Genomic DNA, 23,157 nt, shown 5'->3' with positions numbered 1-23,157 from the left:
TATTTTTTAAAGTTGGAAATTAAAACCTAAATTAAACTGTCGTGTAGCCAATCCGCCTGTTTCTGGATCTCCGTAATATTTCCATTCTTTAGAAGCAGCCCACGTGGTTACGTTCTGAACCGAAGCATAAATTTTTATGGTTTTAATATTCAATCGGTCTAAAAGATCTTTAGGAAGTGTATAAGCCAATGAAATGTTGTCTAAACGAACAAAGCTGCGGTCGTACAATCTTCCTGGTGCAACTGGAGTTCCAGCAGGACCTTTCGCGTCCAGACGCGCCCATTTATTGGTTGGGTTGTCCAATGTCCAATATGGATTTACATAAGGATTAAAGTTGAATTTGTATAAACTGGCATCGTTGAACGTATTCATGTAGTTGGAATTAAGTGATTTTCCTCCCACATTAGAATACATGCTAATTCCTAAATCCCAATTTCTAAATATTTTAAAATCATTACGCATCGACCACTGTACAGGAGAATTGCTGTTTCCTAAAAACTGCTTATCCTTTTCATTATAAACTGCTTTTTTATATGAATTCCCGTCTGAGTCCACTGCATCTACATCGTCTGCTGTGTAGCTATTGGCTACTTTTGGATCTCCAGGACGCTGCCCATATTTTTGAGCCTCTTTCCATTCGTCTTTTTGCCAGATTCCAGTTATTTTATAATCCCAAATTTGAGTAATTGGTCTTCCTATAAACCATCCGTTAGCAGAATCATCTCCTTCTTTTTTCCCAATAACATTTCCGCTAGGATCTTTAATATCAACCATATTTCCATATAGCGAAATGATTTTATTTTCGTTATAAGAAATTCCCAATGAAGTACGCCATTCAAAATTTGGCTTTTTAAAATTAAGTGTATTAATACTCAATTCAACACCCTGATTTTGAATCTCTCCCAGATTGGTGGCAATGGCTGAAAAACCAGTAAAACCAGGCAGAGACTGACTCATAATCATATCATTAGTAGAGGCTCTATAAAGATCTAAAGTAGCCGTAATGCGATCGCGCAAGAAACCTAAATCAAGACCAATATTGGTTGAGGTAGTTTTTTCCCATACCAGATTCGGGTTTGCCATTCGGTCTAGCGACAAATACTTTATTTCAAGCGCTTTTCCAGAAGGATCTAAATACCCCATAGTTCCCGTATTTACTAAGTTTGCCAAAGAAACGTACGGATCTTCAAGCGACCTGTTTCCGTTTTTACCCCAAGACAAACGCAATTTACCTGTAGACATGGCCTCCCAATTGAACCAGCTTTCGTTTTTAAAGCTCCACGCTACACCAAAAGAAGGGAAAGTTGCATACGGATTTGAAGCTCCAAATGCCGAATATCCGTCACGACGAACAGTCGCTGTCAGCATATAACGATTATCAAACGAATAGAAAAGTCTCGCCATTAAGGCGTCTGCAGTTTCATGCGTGTCATTTGATCGAAGTGCGCTATTTGCCATTGTTGCCGTATTCACAAGATGAAATCCTAACGCATCTGAAGGCTGAATATTAAAGGCATCCATTTCATCTGACCAATATTGTCGTTCTTCAGCTTCTTGAACAAAAGTGGCAATAAAGTGATGTTTTTCAGCAATGGTATAATCCCATGTTATGGTATTATTCAAGTTATAGTCAAATCTTTTCGAATTTTTTCTTGTTACACCTGTGGTCGCAGCAGGCCAGTTCGGATTCTGTGTCGATCTGAAATAACGATCGTTAAAAAACTGGTAGCGAGGCGCAATATTAAACGTATACGTAATACCCAAAGGCAAAGTAATTTTTGTATTGAAAATAGTATTCAATGTTGTATATCCTGTCTCTTTTTCAATAAACTGACGCTCGTAGTAATAGTTGTAATTCTGTCCAGAAACATTTTTCCCCATCGGCTGTCTCTCATATTTACCATTTGCATCAATGAAAGTTCCAAACGGACTGGTTCTCATCATATTATTGTCTCCCGCATTGGTACCTAAAGAAGGCGTTACATCTCCATCAGAACGGTCTTGAAAATTAACGTTTGCTCCAAAATCCAGCCAGTCGGTAATTTTTGCATCCACTTTCATATTAGAACGCGCCGCTTTATAATCATTACCCACAATAGCTCCTTCAGAAGTTAAATAGCCAAAAGACATATAATAATTTACTTTGTCGCTTGCACCCGAAATACTCAAGTTATTGTCATGATTAATTCCCGTTCTAAAAGAACTGTCACTCCAATCGTGCGTTTTATCTGCCAAGAAATTAGCCATAAGCGAAGGATCAAAATTCAAACCTAAACGTGCTCCCCACACTTCTTTGGAACTTTTTCCTGTTGTTTGCGCTGCGGGCTGATACGCTAGCCATTGCGCTTCTGTAATTCCCCATTTTCCTAAATCATTCGGGTTGGAGAAATACCCCGGTTTGTTAGGCGCAACTGTTCCTGATATAAATGCTTCGTATTGTCCCGTTGCTGTATTCACACCATAAGTTTGGGCAGTTTCCCAATCTTCACGATATTTTAAGTATCCTTCAGGAGAATACACACCGCGATAAGCGCTCTTATTACTAATGGTCGTATTCGTAGTAAAACTGATCATCGGTTTGCCCGTTTTACCTTTTTTGGTCGAAATCAAAATAACTCCTGCTGCCGCTCTCGATCCGTATACAGATGCTGCCGATGCATCTTTTAAAATATCAAGCTGTGCGATATCATCAGGATTGATTTCTGAAAGCTCACCGTAAAACTGCATTCCGTCTAAAATAATAAGCGGCGAATTATGCGGTCCTCCCGTTTTCTGATTCTTATCTGAACTCCCCGTATACACAGAAGTCTGTCCGCGAATCTGTATGTTACCACCTCCTTTTGCAGAAGGATCATACCCTACTCGCACTCCAGGAGTACCTCTCAAGATATCCTGAACCGTCTGCGGATTCTGGTTCACCAGCCTATCAGGCGTTACCTGAACGACTGCTCCCGTTAAATCCTTTTTCTTCATTTTACCATAACCTACAACCACAACTTCTTCTAATGAAGTAGTCGTCTTTTGCATTTTTATGGTTATTGAAGTTTGGCCTTTTACAGCAACTTCTGTTGTTACGTAGCCCAAATAAGACACGACTAATACAGAATTATCGTTGCCTAAGTTTAAAGTAAATTTTCCGTCAAAATCTGTTGTTGTTGCATTTTTACTTCCTTTTTCTAAAACTGAAACACCCGGCATCGGCATGCCGTTTTCATCATTTACCTGCCCTTTAATGCTTTTTTGGAGTTTCGCATTTTGTGACAGTGCTGTCGTGGAACTAATCGCGTAGCCATCAATTTGAGATAAAGAAAACAACGCGCAGAGCATTATCATTTTCTTCTTCAAATTAAATTTAGACACGCCATTAGGACTTTTTTTAATCCTAATAAAATTTGTCATTTGATTGGTAATTTGGTTAATTAAATAGTTAGTTTTGAAAAAATTACTCCAGATCGATTCACATCAAATCAGTTCGTAATCTGGGATGCAAATTTGATTAATAGTGACTTTAGGAAGGAAAAATAAAATCCGTTTTTGGGGATAAAATAGTCTACAGAATATATTTTTATACTGATTTCTCATAAAAAAATAAATTATCTAAAAAAATTCCGATAAAAAAATTCTGGTTTCTTATTTTTAACTTTTAGGACCTATCGATTCTAAGTGAAGAATATTTTAGAAAAAATCTTTAACAGAAGATTCCATAACTTCTATTAAAATAGTTATTTTGCAGAAGAGATAATTTTACAACATGGATATAGTCAAATTTAAGATCACATCAAAAACGATAAAAGTCGAAGTGCGCAATTCGAATAATTATGTTTTTAATTTTAATTCTGCTTTAGAAATCGAAAAAGCAGACCGAGATGTTTTATTAAAACTATACAATGCGTTAGATCTTCTTTTTAAGAAAGAGCAGATTAGCGAAAACAAAAACTACATTTCGCCAAATCAGACTAATATATTAGATCAGATTTCTGCAGCTACCGATAATTTGGAATCTGAAAAATAATTCCATTTTGTTTATTAGCCTTCTTAAATTTATTTTCTTAAAAAACAATTAAAATGTCTGGAGAAAAAAATCTCGATATCCTCTTAAAAAACCTAAATCCTGTTTTAAATGAAGGGCGATATGTTTATTGCTCTTTAAACACTATTGACAATATTCCTTTTTCTAAAATTTTGTTCCTATTTAAAGAAAGTGAAGGAATTACCGTAATTCTAAAAAAAGAAGATGCCGACGAATTCAATCTCGATTATTCTTATGTTGCGGCTTGGATTACTTTTAAAGTTCATTCTTCACTAGAAGCCGTTGGAATGACCGCTGCATTTTCAAAAGTATTAGGCGACGCAAACATTAGCTGTAATGTTGTTGCCGCTTATTATCACGATCATGTTTTTATTGACGAAAAAGATACAGAACGTGCTATGAACGCGCTTCGTTCTATTTAATCTCTTTTTTCCAATTTCAATCTGTATCCTTAAAAAAACTATTTTCTGTATCTGTACCCAAATCTTGAATAGCTTTAATTTTGCTAAAAAAGAATATGGAATCGCAGGTATCAAAAAAAGACAGCATAACATTTAGAGAAGTTTACATCTTTGACATGGAGATTTTGCAAAATATCTTCTATCAAAATACACCTCTTAATGATGAAAATGAAACATCTTTTGGAATTCCGTTTTTGCTTGCAGAAAAGGCAGGAAAAATTATAGCTTTCGCGAGCTTGGTTGTAGATCAAAACAATTTAATCGATTATCAGATCTATAATGATGGCAGTTTAACCGCAGAAAATAAAACTGCGTATCAGGATTCTATCTCAAATTTTCTAAAGAAAAAAAAGAGTGATAACTTTAACAATCCTGAACAGTTAAAACAAAGTGCCGAACAAATTTTTCAATGTCTAAGATTTTAGATACAGCAAATTAGCAAAATGAAGAATAACGAAACATTATATCTAAAAATAGCCAAAATTATAGAAGATCAGATTCATAACGAAACCCTGATACTTGGCGACAAACTGCCTTCTGTTCGCAGTGCACAAAAATTGTATAATGTTAGTCTCAATACCGTCAAACAAGCTTATCTTGAACTGGAAAGCCGTTCCTTAATTGAATCCCGACCAAAAACAGGATATTACGTTAGTAAAAGTTCGCAGCGCACAACAGCACTTCCAACAATTGCCAATATAGACAATCACGAAACAGAAAATACTCCCGAAGATCTTATTGACAAAGTTTTCGGTACGCTCAATAAGCCAGACATTACCCAGTTTGCGCTTGGTTTGCCTGGGAAAAATTTTCTGCCGATTGCCAAACTTAATAAGGGAATTATCAATGCTGTTCGCAACAGAAACGATGCTGGAACTCCATACGAACCCGTTCAAGGTTCTGAGGAACTTCGTCGTGCCATTGCAAAGTGGGCGCTGGTCATGGAAGGAAAAATTACCGAAGACGATCTTGTCATTACATCTGGCGCTATGCATGCCATTTATAATGCGCTTATGGCAGTCACGTCTCCGGGAGATAGCGTTGCCGTAGAAAGTCCGGCTTATTTTGGAATATTACAGGCGATTAAAGCTTTGGGTTTAAAGGCAGTCGAAATTCCGACGCATCCTTTATATGGTTTAGATTTGGATGCTTTCAAAAAAGTGCTTCCCGAAATAAAAGCCTGCTGTTTCATCACCAATTTTAATAATCCGATGGGGTTTCAAATGCCTGACGAAAATAAAAAAGAATTGGTTAGACTGATAACCGAATACAATGTTCCTTTAATTGAAGATGATCTGTATGGCAATCTTTATTTTGGATCTGAACGTCCTAAACCTTGCAAATTTTACGATGAAGCTGGTTTAGTTTTATGGATTGGTTCTGTTTCTAAAACTCTTGCGCCAGGCTATCGCGTGGGATGGATTGCGCCTGGGAAATTTAAAGATCAAATTATAAGGCAAAAACTAATTCAAACAGTTTGTAACTCTCCTTTGTATTCTGATGTGATTACAGATTTTTTAGAACACGGCCGTTATGATCATCACCTGAGAACATTTAGAAATAAACTTTACACTAATTATTTGCAAATCAATCGTGCGGTAGAATCTTATTTTCCAGACAATACCAAAATTGCACAGCCAAAAGGAGGTTTTATGTTATGGCTGGAATTGGACGAAAGAATTTCGACAACCGAATTGTATAATACGGCTCTTGCTCAAAAAATCAATTTTGCGCCCGGAAGAATCTTTTCGCAATACAATCAATACAACAATTGCATGAGGCTTACGTATGCTTTGGAATGGAATGAACGTGTCGAATCTGATTTGGAAAAATTAGGCAGTATAATAAAAAACAGTATTTAATTTTAGTATGAAAAATAAAGAACAAATAGAAATAGTTACCTATAAACCAGAATATAAAAAGAGTTTTAAGGATTTAAATATAGAATGGATTTCAAAGTATTTTGTAGTGGAACCAAATGATGTAAAAGCGCTTGACCACGCCGAAGAATATATTATAAATAAAGGCGGCGAAATTTTTTCTGCTATTTTAAATGATGAAGTTTTAGGCGTTTGCGCTTTAATTAAAAGTGACGGAAAAGATTACGATTACGAATTGGCAAAAATGGCGGTAAGTCCGAAAGCACAAGGAAAAGGCGTTGGATTATTATTGGCAGAAACAGCTATAAAATGGGCTAAAGAAAAAGGTGCAACTCGACTTTATCTGGAAAGCAACACCAAACTGCAGCCCGCCATTAAATTGTATGAGAAATTAGGATTTAAAGAAATAACTGGAATTTCTTCAACCTATGACAGAGTAGATATCCAGATGATGCTCTTACTGAATTCTTAAAGCTGGACTATTTTAGTAAAAGAAAAAGTGGACTATTGGTATTGTTCTTTTTCAAAATAAATTTGCTTTAAATTCTAAAGAAGATGAACATACACTTTGTACAACACGAAACATACGAAGCTCCGGGCGCTTATCTAAATTGGGCAGAAAGCAGAAAGCACAAAATTTCTTTTTCTAAAGTTTATAAAAATGATGCATTGCCAAATTCTGTTGACTTAATAGATATGCTGATTGTAATGGGCGGACCTCAAAGTCCCAATACGACTCTGGAAGAATGTCCGCATTTTAATGCTAAAGCTGAAATATCCTTAATTCAGAAATGCATTGCTGCAGGAAAAGCAGTTGTTGGAGTTTGCTTGGGTTCGCAATTAATTGGTGAAGCTTTAGGCGCAAAAGTCGGCCATAGTCCAGAAAAAGAAATTGGAGTTTTCCCAATCACTTTAACCGAAGACGGAATTAAAGATGAAAAGATAAATCATTTTGGTTCTGTTCTAAATGTCGGGCACTGGCACAACGATATGCCGGGTTTAACAAAAGAAAGTAAAGTGCTGGCTTTTAGCGAAGGCTGCCCTATTCAGATTGTTTCGTATTCTAATCTTGTGTACGGTTTTCAGTGCCACATGGAATTAAACGTTGAGGTTGTTTCTCTTTTAATTGAAAGTGAAACTGATTTATTAGCGAAAAGCAAAAAACACCAATTCGTTCAAAATCCAGAAGAAATTCTTTCGCACGATTTTAGTGAAATGAATGAAAAACTTTTTCAGTTTCTAGATAAACTTACCGCTGCTTATAAAAGTTAAAATTTCAAATGAACAATAAAAACAAACCCTTAGACAAATGTTTAAGGGTTTTTATTTGAAATCAACTGTAACATTTCTCCAATAAAAGCGTCCAATCTTAAATTAAATTACGGTTCTTTGTAACTAATTACATTTTGAGATTACTCAATTTCCGAATACAATAATATTGACACCAATGAGTTTAGACTAGGAAGCTAGTCACGATATTTTCGTTATGGACAATAAAAAATTTATTTTAAGTTTAAAAAAAGGTAATGAAGCAGCTTTCAAAGAAGTATACTTCAGCTACTACGACAAACTTATCAATATTGCCAAACGATTTAATTCTTCTGTCTTTACTCCCGAAGACTTCGTTCAGGAAACTTTCATCAGACTTTACAACAAAAGAGAATTGCTAAACGAAGAAGTTTTGTTCGACAAACAAATATTTGTGATCTGCAAGAACATTATCATCAATCATGTTAATAGAGAAAACAAAGTAATTCCGTTGGATCCCGTTCAAATTGATGTTCCTCAAGAAGAATCAGAATCAGGAGTTTTTGAAGAAAGACAAGAAAAATTACAAAACTTCATCAATCAGCTGCCAGAACAGCAACAAAAAATATTCACTTTACATAAACTGGAAAACCTTAGCTATAAGGAGATTGCAGAAATAACGGATCTTTCTGAAAAGACCATTGCCAATCATATTTATCTCGCCAGTAAATTTATTCGAAAAAAAATCGAAAACCATTAGGAACTTTTTAGTTCTCGTTTGTTATACTAAAAAACAAAGAACTAAAAATGCATATCGAAGCGTATAAAACTAATGTTAGAACCAAAAAAGATGCAACTCTACTCATTGCTCTTTTACAGTTCGTTATTTCCGACTGCATCATAAATTTTGATAAGCAGGGACGCGATAATATTCTCAAAATCGAAACCAATAGAGAAATTCACGAAATGGTTTACGGCGTTTTTACTAAACATGGATTTCAATGTCAACTTATTTAAAAATCTAAAAAATGGATAACGAAAAATTTGACAAGGAATTCGAAAAGCTTTGGAACGAAACTTCCCATTCGCATTCAAATGAAGAAAAAGAAACTTCGTGGGAAGAATTTCGCGCCAAAACTTTTACTCAAAAGAAACGTTCCTTAAGACCATGGCACTACTGTTCCGCTGCCGCTGTTTTACTTTTTGTTTTAATTGGAACTGGAATTTATTTTAACGGAGAATCTTCTACCGAAAATGCCGTTCTAGCTGAAACTGTAATCGAAAATACAACTTCAACAATAAAATATGTTGTCTTGCCAGACGGCTCAAAAGTGGAACTGAGTCCAAATTCAAAAATTAAGTACGGACAAAATTTTGCTTCAAATAGAAAAATCGAAATTGACGGTCAGGCTTATTTTAAAGTCAAAAAAGACAAACAGCATCCGTTTCAGGTTTTCTGCGACGAAACTACCACAACAGTTTTAGGAACTTCTTTTACCGTTAAAGAATCTGAAAATGAAGAAATAACTGTCGAACTTTTTGAAGGAAGCGTAGAAATGAGCGTAAAAGGCAAAGATCAAAAATGGATCTTGAAACCTGGAGATAAATTCACTTACGGAAACGAAATTGCTTCGGTAACAGAATTCAGCCGATTTGTAGATTTTGATGACGAAAAACTCTCTGTTATCAGTCAATATATTGAAGAAAACTACGGTTATAAAGTCAATATTCCGAAAGAAAATCTAAATCAGAAAATTACCATTCGAATCAATAAAAAAGAAGATTTAAAAACAATTGTCCAACTAATATCAGAAATGTATAACCTAAACTTTGAAATAAATGAAGATTTAAAGCAGATTAATTTTCAATAAAAACAAAAAGGATGTAAGCCGCGAAACTCCACATCCTCCTAATATTCAGGATAACACGAGGTTATTCCATTTAATAATATTCAAAAATACAAAATTTCATGAAGCATATAATTTCAGCATGCTTTTTTTTATTCAGCTTAGGTATGTCTGCTCAAGGCATTACGGTAACTGTAGATCAAAATGTAACTTTAAAAGAATTCTTCAAACAGATTGAAAGCCAAACCGACTTTAAATTTGCTTTTACAGATCAGATCGATACCAATAAAAAGTACTTTACACAAAATAAAACTTTTAAAAGTATCGAAATCAGCAAGCTTATTACCGAATTAAACCAGATTTCGTCTGTTCAATTTTCTATAGTGGGCAATAATATTTTTGTGAAGCAGAAAGCTCAAACACAAAAGCCTGCCAAAAAAAAAAGCAAGCTAAGCGGAACCGTTTATGATGATGAAAGACAGCCTGTAATTGGTGCTAATATTTACGTTAAAGAACTGGAAACTGGCGTTGTAACAGATGCAAACGGAAAATACAGTATTGAAGTTCCAAACGGAAACTATACCGTTCAGGTGAGTTACGTAGGTTTTAAAAATGAAGAAAAACGTGTTTCTGTTTCGGATGATAACAGAGTTAATTTCAACATCGATTCTGACAGCCAGCAATTGGGAGAAGTTATTGTGGTAGCCAATAAAGCGGTCGACATCAAAACCACACAAATGAGTGTGAACAGACTTTCGATGCAGGAAATCAAGAAAATTCCGGTTGCAATGGGCGAAGCCGATCCTTTAAAATCGATTTTGACTTTGCCAGGTGTTACCAATGCGGGAGAAGCTTCTTCAGGTTTTAATGTCCGCGGTGGTGCTGCAGATCAGAATTTGATTCTTTTGGATGGCGCTCCTGTTTATGCAGACTCGCACATGTTTGGTTTCTTTTCTATTTTCAACGCTGATGTAGTTAGCGGTTTAGATTTATACAAAGGTGGAATTCCGTCAAGATTTGGAGGGCGCGTTTCTTCTGTTCTAGATGTTACGCAACAAACTGGAGATTTTGAAGAATATAAAGTAAATGGTGGAATTGGGATTATCTCGAGCCGACTTTTGGTTCAAGGTCCGCTGGAAAAAGAAAAAGGTTCTTTTATTCTTTCTGGCCGTGCTTCTTATGCGCATTTATTTATGAAATTGGCTGACAATAATAACTCTGCCATGTTTTATGATTTGAATGCGAAATTAAATTATCGTTTTAATGCGAAGAATACGCTGTCTTTTTCTGGTTATTTCGGAAACGATTTATTCGACATTAACGATCGTTTTGCGAGTACGTACGGAAGTACAATGGGAATTTTAAACTGGAAACATAAATTTTCTGATCGCTTAAACAGTAATTTATCTACTTTCTACAGTGATTACAGATTTAACCTAGAAATTCCGATTGAAAGTTTTCAATGGGACAGCAATATTCAGAGTTATGGTTTGAAATACAACTGGAACTTTCAGCAGTCGGAGAAATTTAAAATCAACTATGGTATAGATGGTTTGTATTATAATTTCAATCCTGGAGTTGTAAAACCAACTTCTTCAGATTCGCAGTTTAATTATATGCAACTGGATAAAAAATATGCTTTAGAAGCTTCTGCTTTTGTTGATTTTGAAAATCAGATTACAGAGAAACTGAATTTCCGTTACGGACTTCGCTACAGCATGTTTTACCGTTTAGGAGATGAAGCAATCAGCACTTACGAAAATGGTCAGGCTGTAGTTTATAATCCGTTATACAATATTTACGAAGAAGGAACACCAACAGGAAGCATCTCTTACGGAAAAGGAAAAACCATCAGCAAATTCGACAATTTTGAGCCGCGTGCCGCCTTGTCTTATGCTTTTAACGACGAAACTTCGGTAAAAGCAAGTTACAACAGAATGGCGCAGTACATTCATATTTTATCCAACACGCAGTCTCCGTTGCCAATGAGCATCTGGACTCCAAGCGGCCCTTTTACAAAACCTCAGCTTTTGGATCAGTATGCGATGGGTTATTTCAGAAATTTCAAAGACGGCGATTACTCTTTAGAAACCGAATTATTCTACAAAAATGTTCAAAATCGTATTGACTATATTGACGGCGCTGATGTTTTGGCTAACAACAACATTGAGCAGGTTATTTTAACCGGAAAAGCCAGATCTTACGGAATGGAATTACTGTTAAGAAAAAATAGAGGCGTTTTCACCGGATGGGTTTCTTATACCTTATCTCGCGCGGAACAAAAAACACCGGGAAGAACTCCTGAAGAACCGGGAATTGCAAATGGTGACTGGTATTTATCGGGTTATGACAAAATGCATAATTTGAGCATTGTGGGAAGTTATGAACTAAACCCGAAATGGTCTTTTAATGGAAATTTCACTTTACAGTCGGGTCAGCCAGTAACGTATGCAAATGGTTATTATGAAATGGGCGGTATTCACGTTCCAAATTATTCTTTAAGAAACGAAAACAGATTGCCTCTTTTCCACCACTTGGATCTTGCGGCGACTTATACGCCAAAACCAGACAAAAAGAAAGGATGGCAAAGCTATTGGGTATTTAGCTTATACAATGTGTACAACAGAAAAAATGCGGCTTCTATGAGTTTTACAACCAATGAAGATACGGGAGCAAATGAAACCAGAAGACTTTCGATTTTCGGAATTGTTCCTGGAGTTTCTTATAATTTTAAATTTTAATGCTATGAATAAATTGAAAAAATATACGGTAATGAACAGAGCACTGGCATTAATAACTCTTCTTTTTGTTTTTTCTTTCGCTTCATGCGAAGACGTGGTAAATCTTGATTTGCCAACCGGCGAAACCAAACTGGTCATTGACGCTGAAATTATCTGGAAAAAAGGAACTGACGGGAAAGAGCAAACGATAAAAATCAGTAAAACTGCTCCTTATTACAGCGGTTCTACACCAAAAGTTTCGGGTGCGCAAGTACGAATAGAAAACAGCAATGGTGATGTTTTTACTTTTAATGAAACCGAAGCCGGAGTTTACAAATGCACCAATTTTGTTCCTGTAATTGATGCCGATTATAAATTGTTTGTAGATGTTGAAGGACAAAGTTTCACGGCGACTGAAAAACTAACTTCTGTAACTCCAATCAATAAAGTAGAACAGAAAATTGTTCCAGATTTTGATGGGAAAGATATCATCGAACTGACTTTTTATTACAACGACCCAGCAGATCAGACTAATTTTTATGTAACCGATTATCAAAGCGAATTTTTGATTTACCCAGAATACGAAATCACAAATGATGAGTTCTATAACGGAAACGAAATCAGCACGAGATTTTCTGATGAAGACAAAATGAAACCCGGAAACACCGTAACCATTACGCACAGAGGCGTTTCTAAAAATTTCTTTAATTATTGGAAATTAATTTTGGAAGCTTCAAATTCAAATCCGTTTTCTGTTCCTCCTGGAACCATTAGAGGAAACATTGTCAATAGTACTGATGCCAATAATTTTGCATTCGGTTATTTTAGACTTTGCGAAGCCGATCAGGTTCCTTATTTGGTACAATAAAAAGCCGTTTATTTAAAAAACACAAAAGCCTTAAAACGTAATTTTTAAGGCTTTTCTTTTATCCAATTTGCTTTGTCAATCTGATACACAAAATTTAATTTCGGTTTTTCTCCGAAGTAAGCTACTTCTTCTTCGGCAATTTTTTCGGCTCCCACTCTTGAGATTGCAATTTGAGATCGAATATTTTCTGAACCAATATGAAATCTAACTTTTGAAACATATTCAAAAAGATAATCCAGCATCATTTTTTTTACGCTTAGATTAAACCCTTTTCCCCAACAGGAAACGGTATAAAAAGTATATCCGATAAAAATACAGTCTTCTTCTTGGTTAAAATCGTAAAATCTTGTACTTCCTACAACTTCTCCAGTTGCTTTATTTATAATTTTAAAAGCGCCTTTGCTTTTAATAGCTCCTTCAAAAAAATTCTCAAACACTTCTTTCTTCCATCGGTCTTTGTTGGGATGCTGTTCCCAAATTTTAGGATCAGAAGCTGCTTTGTATAAAGTATCAAAATCTTTTTCTTCTAAAGGAGATAGAATACAAAGATCGTTTTCTAAAACGGGCTGTAGATTTAAAGTCATAAACTGCTTTTTTTCGATTTTAAAATTAAGGAAAAAACATAAAAAAACCTCTAAAATCTAAACTGCCTTTGGAGGTTTTACTTTATTGATTTTTTGGACAGTTAGGAATATACTTCGAGCCAGATTGTGCATTTGGTTGGGTACAAAAAGTCTTTCGGCTTTTAGTACTTCTTTTTTTTTTTTTGTGTTAATGGAGATGCCTCGGGTTAGGAAATGAGGTTTCTAAGAAAGTCTTGTTTATATTTTTTGTTCCTTCGCGTACAAATCTTTCATAAACAAACTACATTTTGCTTGCTGTTGGTTTCTGGACATCTTGAATCGAAGTACACTTTTTCTAAAACCTCTATTTTTAATAATGTGATAAAAATGCTTTATCTACAGTTTATTTGAAAAATTTTCAGCGGAACCATCGTATACGGAAACTAAAAACATTCTTTCTTTTTTAATATACTAACATAATAATATTTTGACTAAACAGTTTTTAAAAGTTGTTTACTTTCTGGTAATATTTACAATTTAAAACAAGTCAAAACATTATTGTTATAATGGTTTATTTTTGGTAGGTTTGAAAAACTTTAATTCTATAAAATTACTAATGAAATTAACTGATATTCTTCGAGATTCTAATTATAAATTAACTCAATTCTCTGTAAATAAAATTTTAAAACTAGAAGAATCTATTTTCACGGAGGCTGATAAAAAAGGCATCGAAATCCCATATATTGATTGTCTAGTTAGGAGAAAAAAAATTAAACTCGTTCCTGAAGAAGCTATACGTCAATTATATTTAATGGTTTTAAATGAGGATTATGGTTATTCTTTTGAAAAAATGGAATTGGAATATGCAGTTAGTTTTGGTAGAGAAAAAAAACGTGCCGATATAGTTATTTTTGATAAAGCGGATTCTAGAGCCGTAAATATTATTATAGAAGTTAAAAAACCAAAACTTAAAGACGGGAAGGAACAATTACATTCTTATTGTAATGCTACTGGCGCAACAATCGGAATTTGGAGTAATGGTGACAGTATTTCTTACTATCATAGAAAAGATCCCAATTATTTTGAAGATATACCTGCCATTCCAAAAGCATCTGAAAAACTATCCGATATTTTAAACGAACCGTGGACCTTAGCAGATTTAATTAAAAAGGACAAACTGGTAACCGAGAAAAAATCATTAAAAGATTTGATTCTCGAAATGGAGGATGAGGTACTTGCTAATGCGGGAGTAGATGTTTTCGAAGAACTTTTTAAATTAATATTCACCAAATTATATGACGAAATGGAAAGTGGCCGTAATAGCAAACGCCATTTAGGATTTAGAAATAATGGTGACACTGAAATAGAATTAAAAGAAAAAATACAAGACTTATTTAATAAAGCTAATAAAAAATGGGAAGGTGTATTTCCAGCTGAATCCAAACTTATGCTTACGCCTTCACACTTAGCAATCTGTGTTAGCTCTCTAGAAAAAGTAAAGCTGTTTAACAGTAATCTTGACGTAGTTGACGAGGCCTTTGAATATTTAATAAATAAAAGCAGCAAAGGTGAGAAAGGACAATATTTTACCCCTCGCTATGGTATTGATATGTGCGTCCGAATGCTAAATCCACAGGAACACGAAACGGTTATAGACACAGCTGCCGGAAGTTGTGGTTTCCCTGTACATGCCTTCTTCTACGTTAAAAATCAAATACACAAAGAAGAAGGAATTGCCGATGATGAAATGATGACTACAAAGCCACCAATTCCAAGAGTTCTTGATTATGTTCAAAATAATGTATTTGCTATTGACTTTGATGAAAAGGCAGTACGTGTTGCCAGATGTCTAAATCTAATAGCTGGTGATGGACAAACGAATGTTTTACATTTGAATACTTTAGACTATGAACGTTGGAGCGAAAAAACAAAAGATGAAGAATGGATTGACACATATGGTACTGGATGGAAAAACATAAAGAAAATCCGTAAAATCAAAATAGAAACTAAAGAAAATGAGAGCTATATTAATCGTGATTTTGAGTTTGATATACTTATGGCTAACCCACCGTTCGCTGGAGATATTAAAGAAAGTAGAATACTTGCAAAATATGAATTAGGTAAAAAGTCTACTGGTAAATATCAAACCTCTGTTGGAAGAGATATTCTCTTTATCGAACGCAACCTTGATTTTTTAAAAGCAGGTGGAAGAATGGCAATTGTATTACCGCAAGGGCGTTTTAATAATAGTAGTGACAAAAATATCCGTGACTTCATAGCTGAACACTGTCGCATATTGGCGGTAGTTGGCTTTCACGGTAATTTTTTTAAACCGCATACAGGGACTAAAACATCGGTTCTCTTAGTTCAAAAATGGGACGATCAATTATGTCCCAAATCAAAAGACTATCCCATATTTTTTGCCACCATGCAGGAGCCAAGTAAAGACAATAGCGGTGACAAAATATATGTAAAGGACGAATTTGGTGTTGATGCATTAGATAAACACAAACACAAATATGTAAAGCACGATTTGTACAACCACGACGGACTTACTAAAGATGGCATAGCCGAAGCATTCTTAGAATTTGCTAAAAAAGAAAAACTTTCATTTGTGGGAAAGTAATTAGCCGTTTCGACGAAACCAAATATTTGGATTTGTTGGAACGGCTTGAAATTTCAATCATTAAATATTCTGAAATTGATCATATAAAAAATAGAATTGATTCTGAATATTATATGAAAAAATATTTAAGTCTTTCAAAGAGAATAAAAAAAATCGGAGAAATCACTTTGCCAGATATCGAAGTAAAAATTGATTGTAGCGCATTTTATCCATCAATTGTTGAATTTTATAACTTCAGTAGGGAAGGAATACCTTTTTTAAGAGTTAACGAAATAAAAAACGGGTTGGTTACTATTACTGACAATACAACTTTTTTACCTCAAAAATTACTTGACTCTAATAAATCGACAATAGCAATCGGTTATCCAGGAGATTTAATTATTGCTAAAGGAGGTAATACTTTAGCTAAAGTTGGATTAATTACTGACGAATATAAAAATTATGCATTAAGCAGAGATATAATTTTACTAAGAACTAATAATTTAGTCAAATATAATAAGTACTTTTTATGGGTATTTTTGCATTCTGACTATGGACAAGATTTACTTTGGAGAACTGCCAGCCAAACTGGACAGCCACACTTAACATTACCATCGATAAAAGATCTAAAACTTCCTAAATACAGCTCTTTAATTGAAAATAAAATAGAGGAAATTTATAAACTTTCAATCAGTATAAAAAGAAAATCGCAAATTTTATATAAACAAGCCGAAAAGGAATTACTACATGAAATTGGTCTGGATGAACATTTAACAAATTCGAATTCTGAGGATATTTTAAATTACAACATAAAAAGTTTCAAAGAAAGTTTTGGCATTACTGGAAGATTAGACGCTGAGTATTATCAAAAAAAATATGAGAAAATAGTAAAAAAAATAAAAACTCAAAAATATGATATCTTAAAAAATATTGCAACTATAGTAAAATCTATTGAGCCTGGTTCAAAATATTATTCAGATGGCAACGTAGGTTTGCCATTTATGCGAGTTGCAGATTTTAATAAATTTGGTTTATCTGAACCCAACAAAAAATTAAATTTTGATTTTATAAAAGATAATCATGAAAAAATTAATGACCTTAAACCAAAAAAAGGATCAATTTTATTTTCCAAAGATGGAACTGTTGGAATGGCTTTCCAATTACAAGAAGATTTTGAAGGTGTAACTTCAGGTGCAATATTAAACTTAAATGTTAAAAACGAAAAGCAAGTTGTTCCTGAATATTTAACTCTAGTTTTAAATTCAGATTTAGTACAAATGCAAGCTGAAAGAGATGCTGGGGGTTCCATTATTTTGCACTGGAGAGTAGGTGAAATAAATAATGTTATTGTTCCCATTATTGACTACAAAATACAACGACGAATAGAAACCTTAGTAAAAGAAAGTTTCTCCCTAAAAAAACATAGCGAGCATTTATTAGATGTGGCAAAACGAGCTGTAGAAATTGCAATTGAGGATAACGAGAAAAAAGCAATGGAGTTTATTAATAAAAAGTTACAAAATGGCTAATATTTATTTGCAGGAGTGGATTAACAAGTCTGAATTAGATTATTATACAATGTTTGTTAAAGCTTGGATACCATATAATGCATGGTATATGGATAATTTTTATGACGAAACGATCCCAAGAACTCGAGATAGAGAAATTATTGATTATGTAAAAGATAATTCTAATAGATATAGAGATAAAATAATTTCTTTACTTAGATCAACTGATGAACAATCGCATGAATTTAAAATTCTCTTAAGTAAGCTTCATTTCGAATTAGAAAGACATCCAATCCCTAATGAAGAAGAACGAATTTCATTTCATAATACCAATTTAAGCAGAAATAACACCCCATCACATGTAATCCCTTTTGGGCATTATGATTATAAAGTAGAGTTTAGAAGTACTCAGCCAAGAACTTCTAAAAGGTGGATTTGTCAAATTATTTCTAGAAGAGGTGCAAATACTATACACTATGTAGATCTATTTAATTGGTCTTTAAAAGAATTTCATGAAAATCCTGATTATATTAGTATTCCAAATGACAAAAAACAATATTTAGATGCTTGTTTCGCTGAAATGAATCCAAAAAAACCTGAAATAATTATCTTAAATCCGTCCGTTACTCCTCAAGGAGCATACGTTCCACCAAGTTCATCAATCGAAATAAATAAAAATAAAAATTTATATTTTATAAATAATTATGAACTTGTTAGTAAAGTCATAATTGAAATATTATATGAATTGAGATGTAAATTATTCCATGGAGAACTTCACCCTATATCAGCTAATTTAGGTATTTATAAATATGCTTACCAAATTCAAAATATACTAATTAAAGAACTTATATAAAAATGAAATTCTTAGAAGCAAAAGACAGAAGTTTATCTCAAATTTTAGTAGATAATAGATTTAGAATTGATGCTTTTCAACGCGAATATCGTTGGCAAAGAAAACATATTGAAGCGTTAATTAGTGATTTAGCAACAAATTTTGACAAATACTACAAAGAAGAAGATACTATTGAGTCTTACAGAGATTATGGTAGTTATTACATGGGGCCTATAGTTTTATGTGATGACAGCAAAGAATTATCTATAGTTGATGGGCAACAGAGATTAACTTCATTTACTCTATTACTAATTTATCTGTCTCATCTTCAAATAAAAATATTAGACGAAAATTCTAGATTAGATCTAGAAAAATATCTATTTGTCAAAACAGGTGGAAAAAAAACACTAGTACTAAATGTCGAATCAAGAATTCAAGTAATCGATCATCTTATAAGACATCACGATGAAGATTATTATGAAATAGAAGAGTTAGAAAATATTGATACAAAAAAATTAAAAGATGAATCAATACCTAATATAATTCAGAGATATGAAGATATTACTAAGTTATTTCCTGAAGATTTAAAAAATTCTGAAAAACTAGAAATTTTTATCGAATGGCTATTAAAAAATGTGGTCCTAGTAGAAATAAAAGCTTTTAGCATGGAAAGCGCATACACTATATTTGAAACAATGAATGATAGGGGTATGAGTCTAAATCCAACAGAAATATTAAAAGGATTTTTATTATCAATGATAGAAGATGATGATAAGAGCGAGGAAATGAATAAGTTTTGGAAAGAGAGGATTTTTGATATAAAGGCGATTATAGGGATCGATAGTGATCTAGATTTTTTTAAGAATTGGTTAAGAGCTAAATATGCTGAAACTAAAAGAGCAAATATAAAAGGTGCTGAAAACGAAGATTTTGAGCAAATTGGCTCACAATTTCATTCTTGGGTAAAAAACAACTCTAATAGATTATATTTAAAAAAGTCCGGCGACTTTTATTATTTTATTCGTTCAGATTTTGATTTCTTTTCAACTCAATACTTAAAAATATTTAGTTATAAAAACCATAATAATTATTACTTTGAAAATCTTTATATAAATAATTTTTACACAATTGCGGATTCTCTTTCGTATCCTTTATTTCTATCTCCAATTTCGAAATCTGATGACGACATAACAATTGATGGAAAAATTAAGATTATTGGAAAATTTATTGATATATATACAAACATTAGATTATTACAAAACAGAACAATTACTCAAAGTACCATACGAAATTATTTTTACGAATTAATTAAAGATGTAAGAAATTTAGAAATAGACAGTTTGCACAATATATTAAATAATAAGATTGAAGAGCTAAAAATTAATAATATTCCATCTTTGACTAAATTTCATTTGATGAATAATTGGGGATACTATCATTATTATTTCGCAAGGATAATTTATCATTTTACAAGAGATAATGATGAAGATTTTCAAATTTTATTAAGAAGTAGAAAGCAAAGATCTTATATATTAGTTTCAATATTTGATGAAAAAGATTTTCATGAATTTAATCAAGATCCTTTTTATTATCCTCGCCTCTATTCGGTAGCAAATCACGTGTTGATTCATCGTAATAACCATTTGGAATTTATTAAATTAAGTACATCAGAAAAAATTCAATTCTTATTTAATAATTTTTATTTGCCAGAATTAAACAATATTAATTCTATCGATCCATTTGAATTTTTAGAGCATCGAGAAGATACATTACAAGAAATAACTGATGAAATTTGGAATTTTAGATATCTATAAATAAACCATACTCAGAATACGAAATTAATTAAACACATAATTTCATTGAAACTTATTTTATAATTCTTAAATAAAATATACAGCTAGATAACCTCTAAAATCATATTTTTAGAGGTTATTTTATATCTAATTAACTAACTATCTCTTTAAAATTCTCAAGCTCAAAAGTAATATGGAGGTCTTATTTTTCAATATCAAGCCCAATTCTAAAAACCTCATCCAACAACTCCATTTCATCATTCGGCAAAAGTTGCAACGCCATTTCAACTAAAATCATGGCATCAGAGAAAGGTTTGGTAGAATCTTCGCTTTGGAGCATAGTAACACTTGCTTTTAATAAAGCAATAATCATAATATTTAATTCATTGTAACAAGATACATTCAGAGTTGCGGAAAAAGAATCATTATTAGGTTTGAGCTTATTAAAATAGTTTCCTTTATTCATTATTTCTAATAATTCTGTTACGGCTTTTTGTTGTGTTTCCATGAGTTTAATTTTAATCATTTTCATTAGTTATCATATATGATAACCTATAATTGCAAATATATAACAAATTTTGAATTATCATAAAAGATAATTCGAAATGAGCGAAACCATACAACAGAAAGTGGGAAAGAGAATTGTAGAAATCAGAAATCAAAAAAAAATTTCCCAACAAGAATTGGCATCCAAATGCAATTTTGAGAAAAGTAATATGTCCAGATTGGAAAAAGGAAATGTAAATGCAACGCTTTCTACCCTTGAAAAAGTTTGTGATGCTCTCCAAATAGAATATATTGAATTGTTTAAATTTTAGGAATGATTAAGCATTCAATAAAAAACCTCCAAAATCAAAACTTGACTTTGAAGGTTTTTCACTTTATCTAAAACTCTTATTTATATTCCTCTTCTTTCTGCTTATACCAATCTTTCATCACATAAAAAGCCTTCTTTTTAATTCCCTGATCGGAGATTAAACCTTTACGGTTAAAGAAATCCTGAATGTCCGGCAATTGTCTTCTTGGTGATCTGAAATCGACCAAAATCCACGGAGAAACTCCGGCTAAACCTTCAATTCTATTGAACATCTGCGTGTTTTGAATGTATAATTCTTCCTGATATTCTTCGTTCCAGCGTTCTTTTTTATCGCCGTGACGACCTTGTAAAGCCTCGCCTCCAAACTCGCTGATGATAACGGGTTTGTTATACGGAATCACCCATTGCATGTCTTTACACGATTCGTTCGTTCCTCTGTACCAGCCCAAATATTGGTTGAAACTTACAATATCTACAAACTCATTCATATTGTCGTGAAGGGTATTCACATTGTTCGGACTTTTGGTTACTTCCATCGCCATACTAATCAAACGGGTATTGTCCTGCGTACGCGCGTATTTTGCCAGTTTGCTCAGGAAAATATCTCTTTCGTCGCTATGAGGTGTTTCGTTGGCAATTGACCAAATTACAATTCCACAACGGTTTTTATCTCGGTAAATCATATCGTGCAATTGGCGTTCTGCATTCGCATACGTATCTGGATTGGTCCACGAAATCGTCCAATAAACGGGAACTTCAGACCAGATCATGATTCCCATTTTTTCGGCTTCTTTTACCATGTTTTCGTTGTGCGGATAATGCGCCAGACGAACATAATTACAGCCTAATTCTTTCGCCCAGTTCAATAAGGTTTTAGCATCGTCTTCAGACCATGCTCTTCCCGATCTGAAAGGCGCTTCTTCGTGAATGCTGATTCCGCGTAAAAAGACTTTTTTTCCGTTTAAAAGAATTTCTTTTCCTTTGGTTTCAATAGTTCTAAAACCAATTTGATCGGCAATATTTTCGTCTGCTTTGCTGATTAATACATCGTATAACTTTGGTTTTTCAGGCGTCCATAAAACGGGATTGGCTTTTATTTCGAAATATGCTATTCCTTTAGCGTCCGTCGTAACATTCTTTTTGATTTTCAATTCGGGAATAGAAACTGAAACGGATTGATTGGCAGTTTCGCTGTTTAGTTTTATAAAACCTGTAATTTTTCCTTTTTCTTTTTTGTCTAATTGAACCAGATAATCTTCGATATATGTGTTTGGAACAGAAGCCAGCGTTATGTCTCTTGTGATTCCGCCATAGTTCCACCAATCCATGTTTACTGTTGGCACATTGTCTTTGTGGCGTTTGTTGTCGACTTTTACGACTACGAAATTATTTCCGTCGACTAATAAATCGGTTACATCAAAATTGAAAGGCGTGTAACCTCCAACGTGCGTTCCTGCCATTTTTCCGTTTACATAGACTTTCGCATCGTAATTGACTGCTCCAAAATGCAGAATCCCTTTGGTTTTAGAATCTTTTTTATAATTAAAGTCTTTCTGAAACCAAACCGTTCCTTCGTAAAAAAACAGTCTTTGGTCTTTCGAATTCCAGTCAGACGGAATGTCCATTGTGGCAGAAGTCGCGAAATTATATTCGGTTAAATCTGTGGTGTTCCATTTTTTATTTTCGAAAAATCCGTTGTTTTTGAAAGGCATTAAACGATAATCATAATACCCATTCTCAAGCGGATCTACAATATAACTCCATTTTCCGTTTAACGTAATATTGTTCCTCGACAAAATATTGGAAACTAACGGAATTTCCTGCGCCATTGCATTTCCCATCAGCAGAAAAGTACAGCACAGCATTACAATTTTTTTCATAGTTTTTATTTTTAATTATATGACGTAATTCGTTTTTAACACATAGACACATAGTTTTGCTTTGCGCGTAAAGGCTTTTCACTTTGCATCAAAACACATAGCTGA

The 23,157-nt window shown here is 33.4% G+C and carries 20 protein-coding genes; 16 read left to right on the top strand and 4 right to left on the bottom strand.

All coding sequences use genetic code 11. The features are described 5' to 3' along the window. Positions 1–6: 6 nt before the first annotated feature. Positions 7–3,399, bottom strand: a complete 3,393-nt coding sequence (locus ACWA1F_RS22635; RefSeq protein WP_456897159.1) for a SusC/RagA family TonB-linked outer membrane protein — start codon at positions 3,397–3,399, stop codon at positions 7–9. Positions 3,400–3,751: 352 nt separating this feature from the next. On the opposite strand from ACWA1F_RS22635, the gene ACWA1F_RS22630 reads away from it, so the two are divergent. From ACWA1F_RS22630 to ACWA1F_RS22580, 11 genes are all read left to right on the top strand, one after another. After that, positions 3,752–4,012 carry a hypothetical protein gene (locus tag ACWA1F_RS22630; RefSeq protein ID WP_456897157.1) on the top strand — a complete coding sequence of 87 codons (261 nt, stop codon included), beginning with the start codon at positions 3,752–3,754 and terminating at the stop codon, positions 4,010–4,012. A gap of 53 nt (positions 4,013–4,065) precedes the next feature. Further along, a complete protein-coding gene (locus tag ACWA1F_RS22625) occupies positions 4,066–4,452 on the top strand; it encodes an ACT domain-containing protein (RefSeq protein ID WP_456897155.1) in 387 nt (128 codons plus the stop codon). A 95-nt stretch (positions 4,453–4,547) separates the two neighbouring features. Continuing rightward, positions 4,548–4,916 (top strand): hypothetical protein, encoded by a 369-nt coding sequence (locus tag ACWA1F_RS22620; protein WP_456897153.1) that lies wholly within the window; start codon positions 4,548–4,550, stop codon positions 4,914–4,916. 18 nt (positions 4,917–4,934) lie between these two features. Further along, the gene (locus ACWA1F_RS22615; RefSeq protein ID WP_456897151.1) at positions 4,935–6,353 is read left to right on the top strand and encodes an aminotransferase-like domain-containing protein; all 1,419 of its coding nucleotides are present in this window, start codon (positions 4,935–4,937) and stop codon (positions 6,351–6,353) included. A 7-nt stretch (positions 6,354–6,360) separates the two neighbouring features. Further along, entirely contained in the window at positions 6,361–6,843 is a 483-nt protein-coding gene (locus ACWA1F_RS22610; RefSeq protein ID WP_306159116.1) for a GNAT family N-acetyltransferase, read from the top strand. 83 nt (positions 6,844–6,926) lie between these two features. After that, positions 6,927–7,643: a type 1 glutamine amidotransferase gene (locus ACWA1F_RS22605; protein WP_456897149.1), complete on the top strand. Its 717-nt coding sequence runs from the start codon at positions 6,927–6,929 to the stop codon at positions 7,641–7,643. A gap of 214 nt (positions 7,644–7,857) precedes the next feature. Beyond that, a complete protein-coding gene (locus tag ACWA1F_RS22600) occupies positions 7,858–8,379 on the top strand; it encodes an RNA polymerase sigma factor (protein ID WP_456897147.1) in 522 nt (173 codons plus the stop codon). A 47-nt stretch (positions 8,380–8,426) separates the two neighbouring features. Next, on the top strand, positions 8,427–8,636 hold the full coding sequence (locus ACWA1F_RS22595; RefSeq protein ID WP_456897145.1) for a hypothetical protein: 210 nt from the start codon (positions 8,427–8,429) through the stop codon (positions 8,634–8,636). 11 nt (positions 8,637–8,647) lie between these two features. Beyond that, positions 8,648–9,490, top strand: coding sequence for a FecR family protein (locus ACWA1F_RS22590; RefSeq protein WP_456897143.1), 843 nt, complete (start codon positions 8,648–8,650; stop codon positions 9,488–9,490). A 98-nt stretch (positions 9,491–9,588) separates the two neighbouring features. After that, positions 9,589–12,207 carry a TonB-dependent receptor gene (locus ACWA1F_RS22585; RefSeq protein ID WP_456897141.1) on the top strand — a complete coding sequence of 873 codons (2,619 nt, stop codon included), beginning with the start codon at positions 9,589–9,591 and terminating at the stop codon, positions 12,205–12,207. Between the two features lie 4 nt (positions 12,208–12,211). Beyond that, positions 12,212–13,054, top strand: a complete 843-nt coding sequence (locus ACWA1F_RS22580; protein ID WP_456897139.1) for a DUF4249 domain-containing protein — start codon at positions 12,212–12,214, stop codon at positions 13,052–13,054. A gap of 44 nt (positions 13,055–13,098) precedes the next feature. Here ACWA1F_RS22580 and ACWA1F_RS22575 read toward each other — a convergent pair whose 3' ends face one another. Further along, on the bottom strand, positions 13,099–13,638 hold the full coding sequence (locus ACWA1F_RS22575; RefSeq protein WP_456897137.1) for a GNAT family N-acetyltransferase: 540 nt from the start codon (positions 13,636–13,638) through the stop codon (positions 13,099–13,101). Between the two features lie 595 nt (positions 13,639–14,233). Here ACWA1F_RS22575 and ACWA1F_RS22570 point away from each other — a divergent pair. From ACWA1F_RS22570 to ACWA1F_RS22555, 4 genes are read left to right on the top strand one after another with little or no spacing between them, the layout of a single operon-like run. Further along, the gene (locus ACWA1F_RS22570; RefSeq protein ID WP_456897135.1) at positions 14,234–16,243 is read left to right on the top strand and encodes an N-6 DNA methylase; all 2,010 of its coding nucleotides are present in this window, start codon (positions 14,234–14,236) and stop codon (positions 16,241–16,243) included. A 35-nt stretch (positions 16,244–16,278) separates the two neighbouring features. Next, positions 16,279–17,751 carry a restriction endonuclease subunit S domain-containing protein gene (locus ACWA1F_RS22565; protein WP_456897133.1) on the top strand — a complete coding sequence of 491 codons (1,473 nt, stop codon included), beginning with the start codon at positions 16,279–16,281 and terminating at the stop codon, positions 17,749–17,751. Continuing rightward, complete coding sequence (locus tag ACWA1F_RS22560) at positions 17,744–18,583, top strand: hypothetical protein (RefSeq protein ID WP_456897131.1); 840 nt, start codon at positions 17,744–17,746, stop codon at positions 18,581–18,583. Before ACWA1F_RS22565 ends, ACWA1F_RS22560 begins: the two co-directional genes overlap by 8 nt. A gap of 2 nt (positions 18,584–18,585) precedes the next feature. Beyond that, positions 18,586–20,376, top strand: a complete 1,791-nt coding sequence (locus ACWA1F_RS22555; protein WP_456897129.1) for a DUF262 domain-containing protein — start codon at positions 18,586–18,588, stop codon at positions 20,374–20,376. Between the two features lie 181 nt (positions 20,377–20,557). Here the strand turns inward: ACWA1F_RS22555 and ACWA1F_RS22550 are convergent, their stop codons facing one another. Further along, a complete protein-coding gene (locus tag ACWA1F_RS22550; protein WP_456897127.1) occupies positions 20,558–20,863 on the bottom strand; it encodes a hypothetical protein in 306 nt (101 codons plus the stop codon). Positions 20,864–20,960: 97 nt separating this feature from the next. Between ACWA1F_RS22550 and ACWA1F_RS22545 the strand changes: the two genes are divergently transcribed. Further along, the gene (locus ACWA1F_RS22545; protein WP_456897125.1) at positions 20,961–21,173 is read left to right on the top strand and encodes a helix-turn-helix domain-containing protein; all 213 of its coding nucleotides are present in this window, start codon (positions 20,961–20,963) and stop codon (positions 21,171–21,173) included. 76 nt (positions 21,174–21,249) lie between these two features. On the opposite strand, the gene ACWA1F_RS22540 is transcribed toward ACWA1F_RS22545, so the two are convergent. Further along, entirely contained in the window at positions 21,250–23,052 is a 1,803-nt protein-coding gene (locus ACWA1F_RS22540) for a glycoside hydrolase family 2 protein (RefSeq protein WP_456897123.1), read from the bottom strand. Between the last annotated feature and the right edge of the window lie 105 nt (positions 23,053–23,157).

The organism is Flavobacterium erigeronis (genome assembly GCF_054075165.1).
Note: the sequence above shows the minus strand (reverse complement) of the source record. Positions and strands in the feature narration are given on the sequence as shown.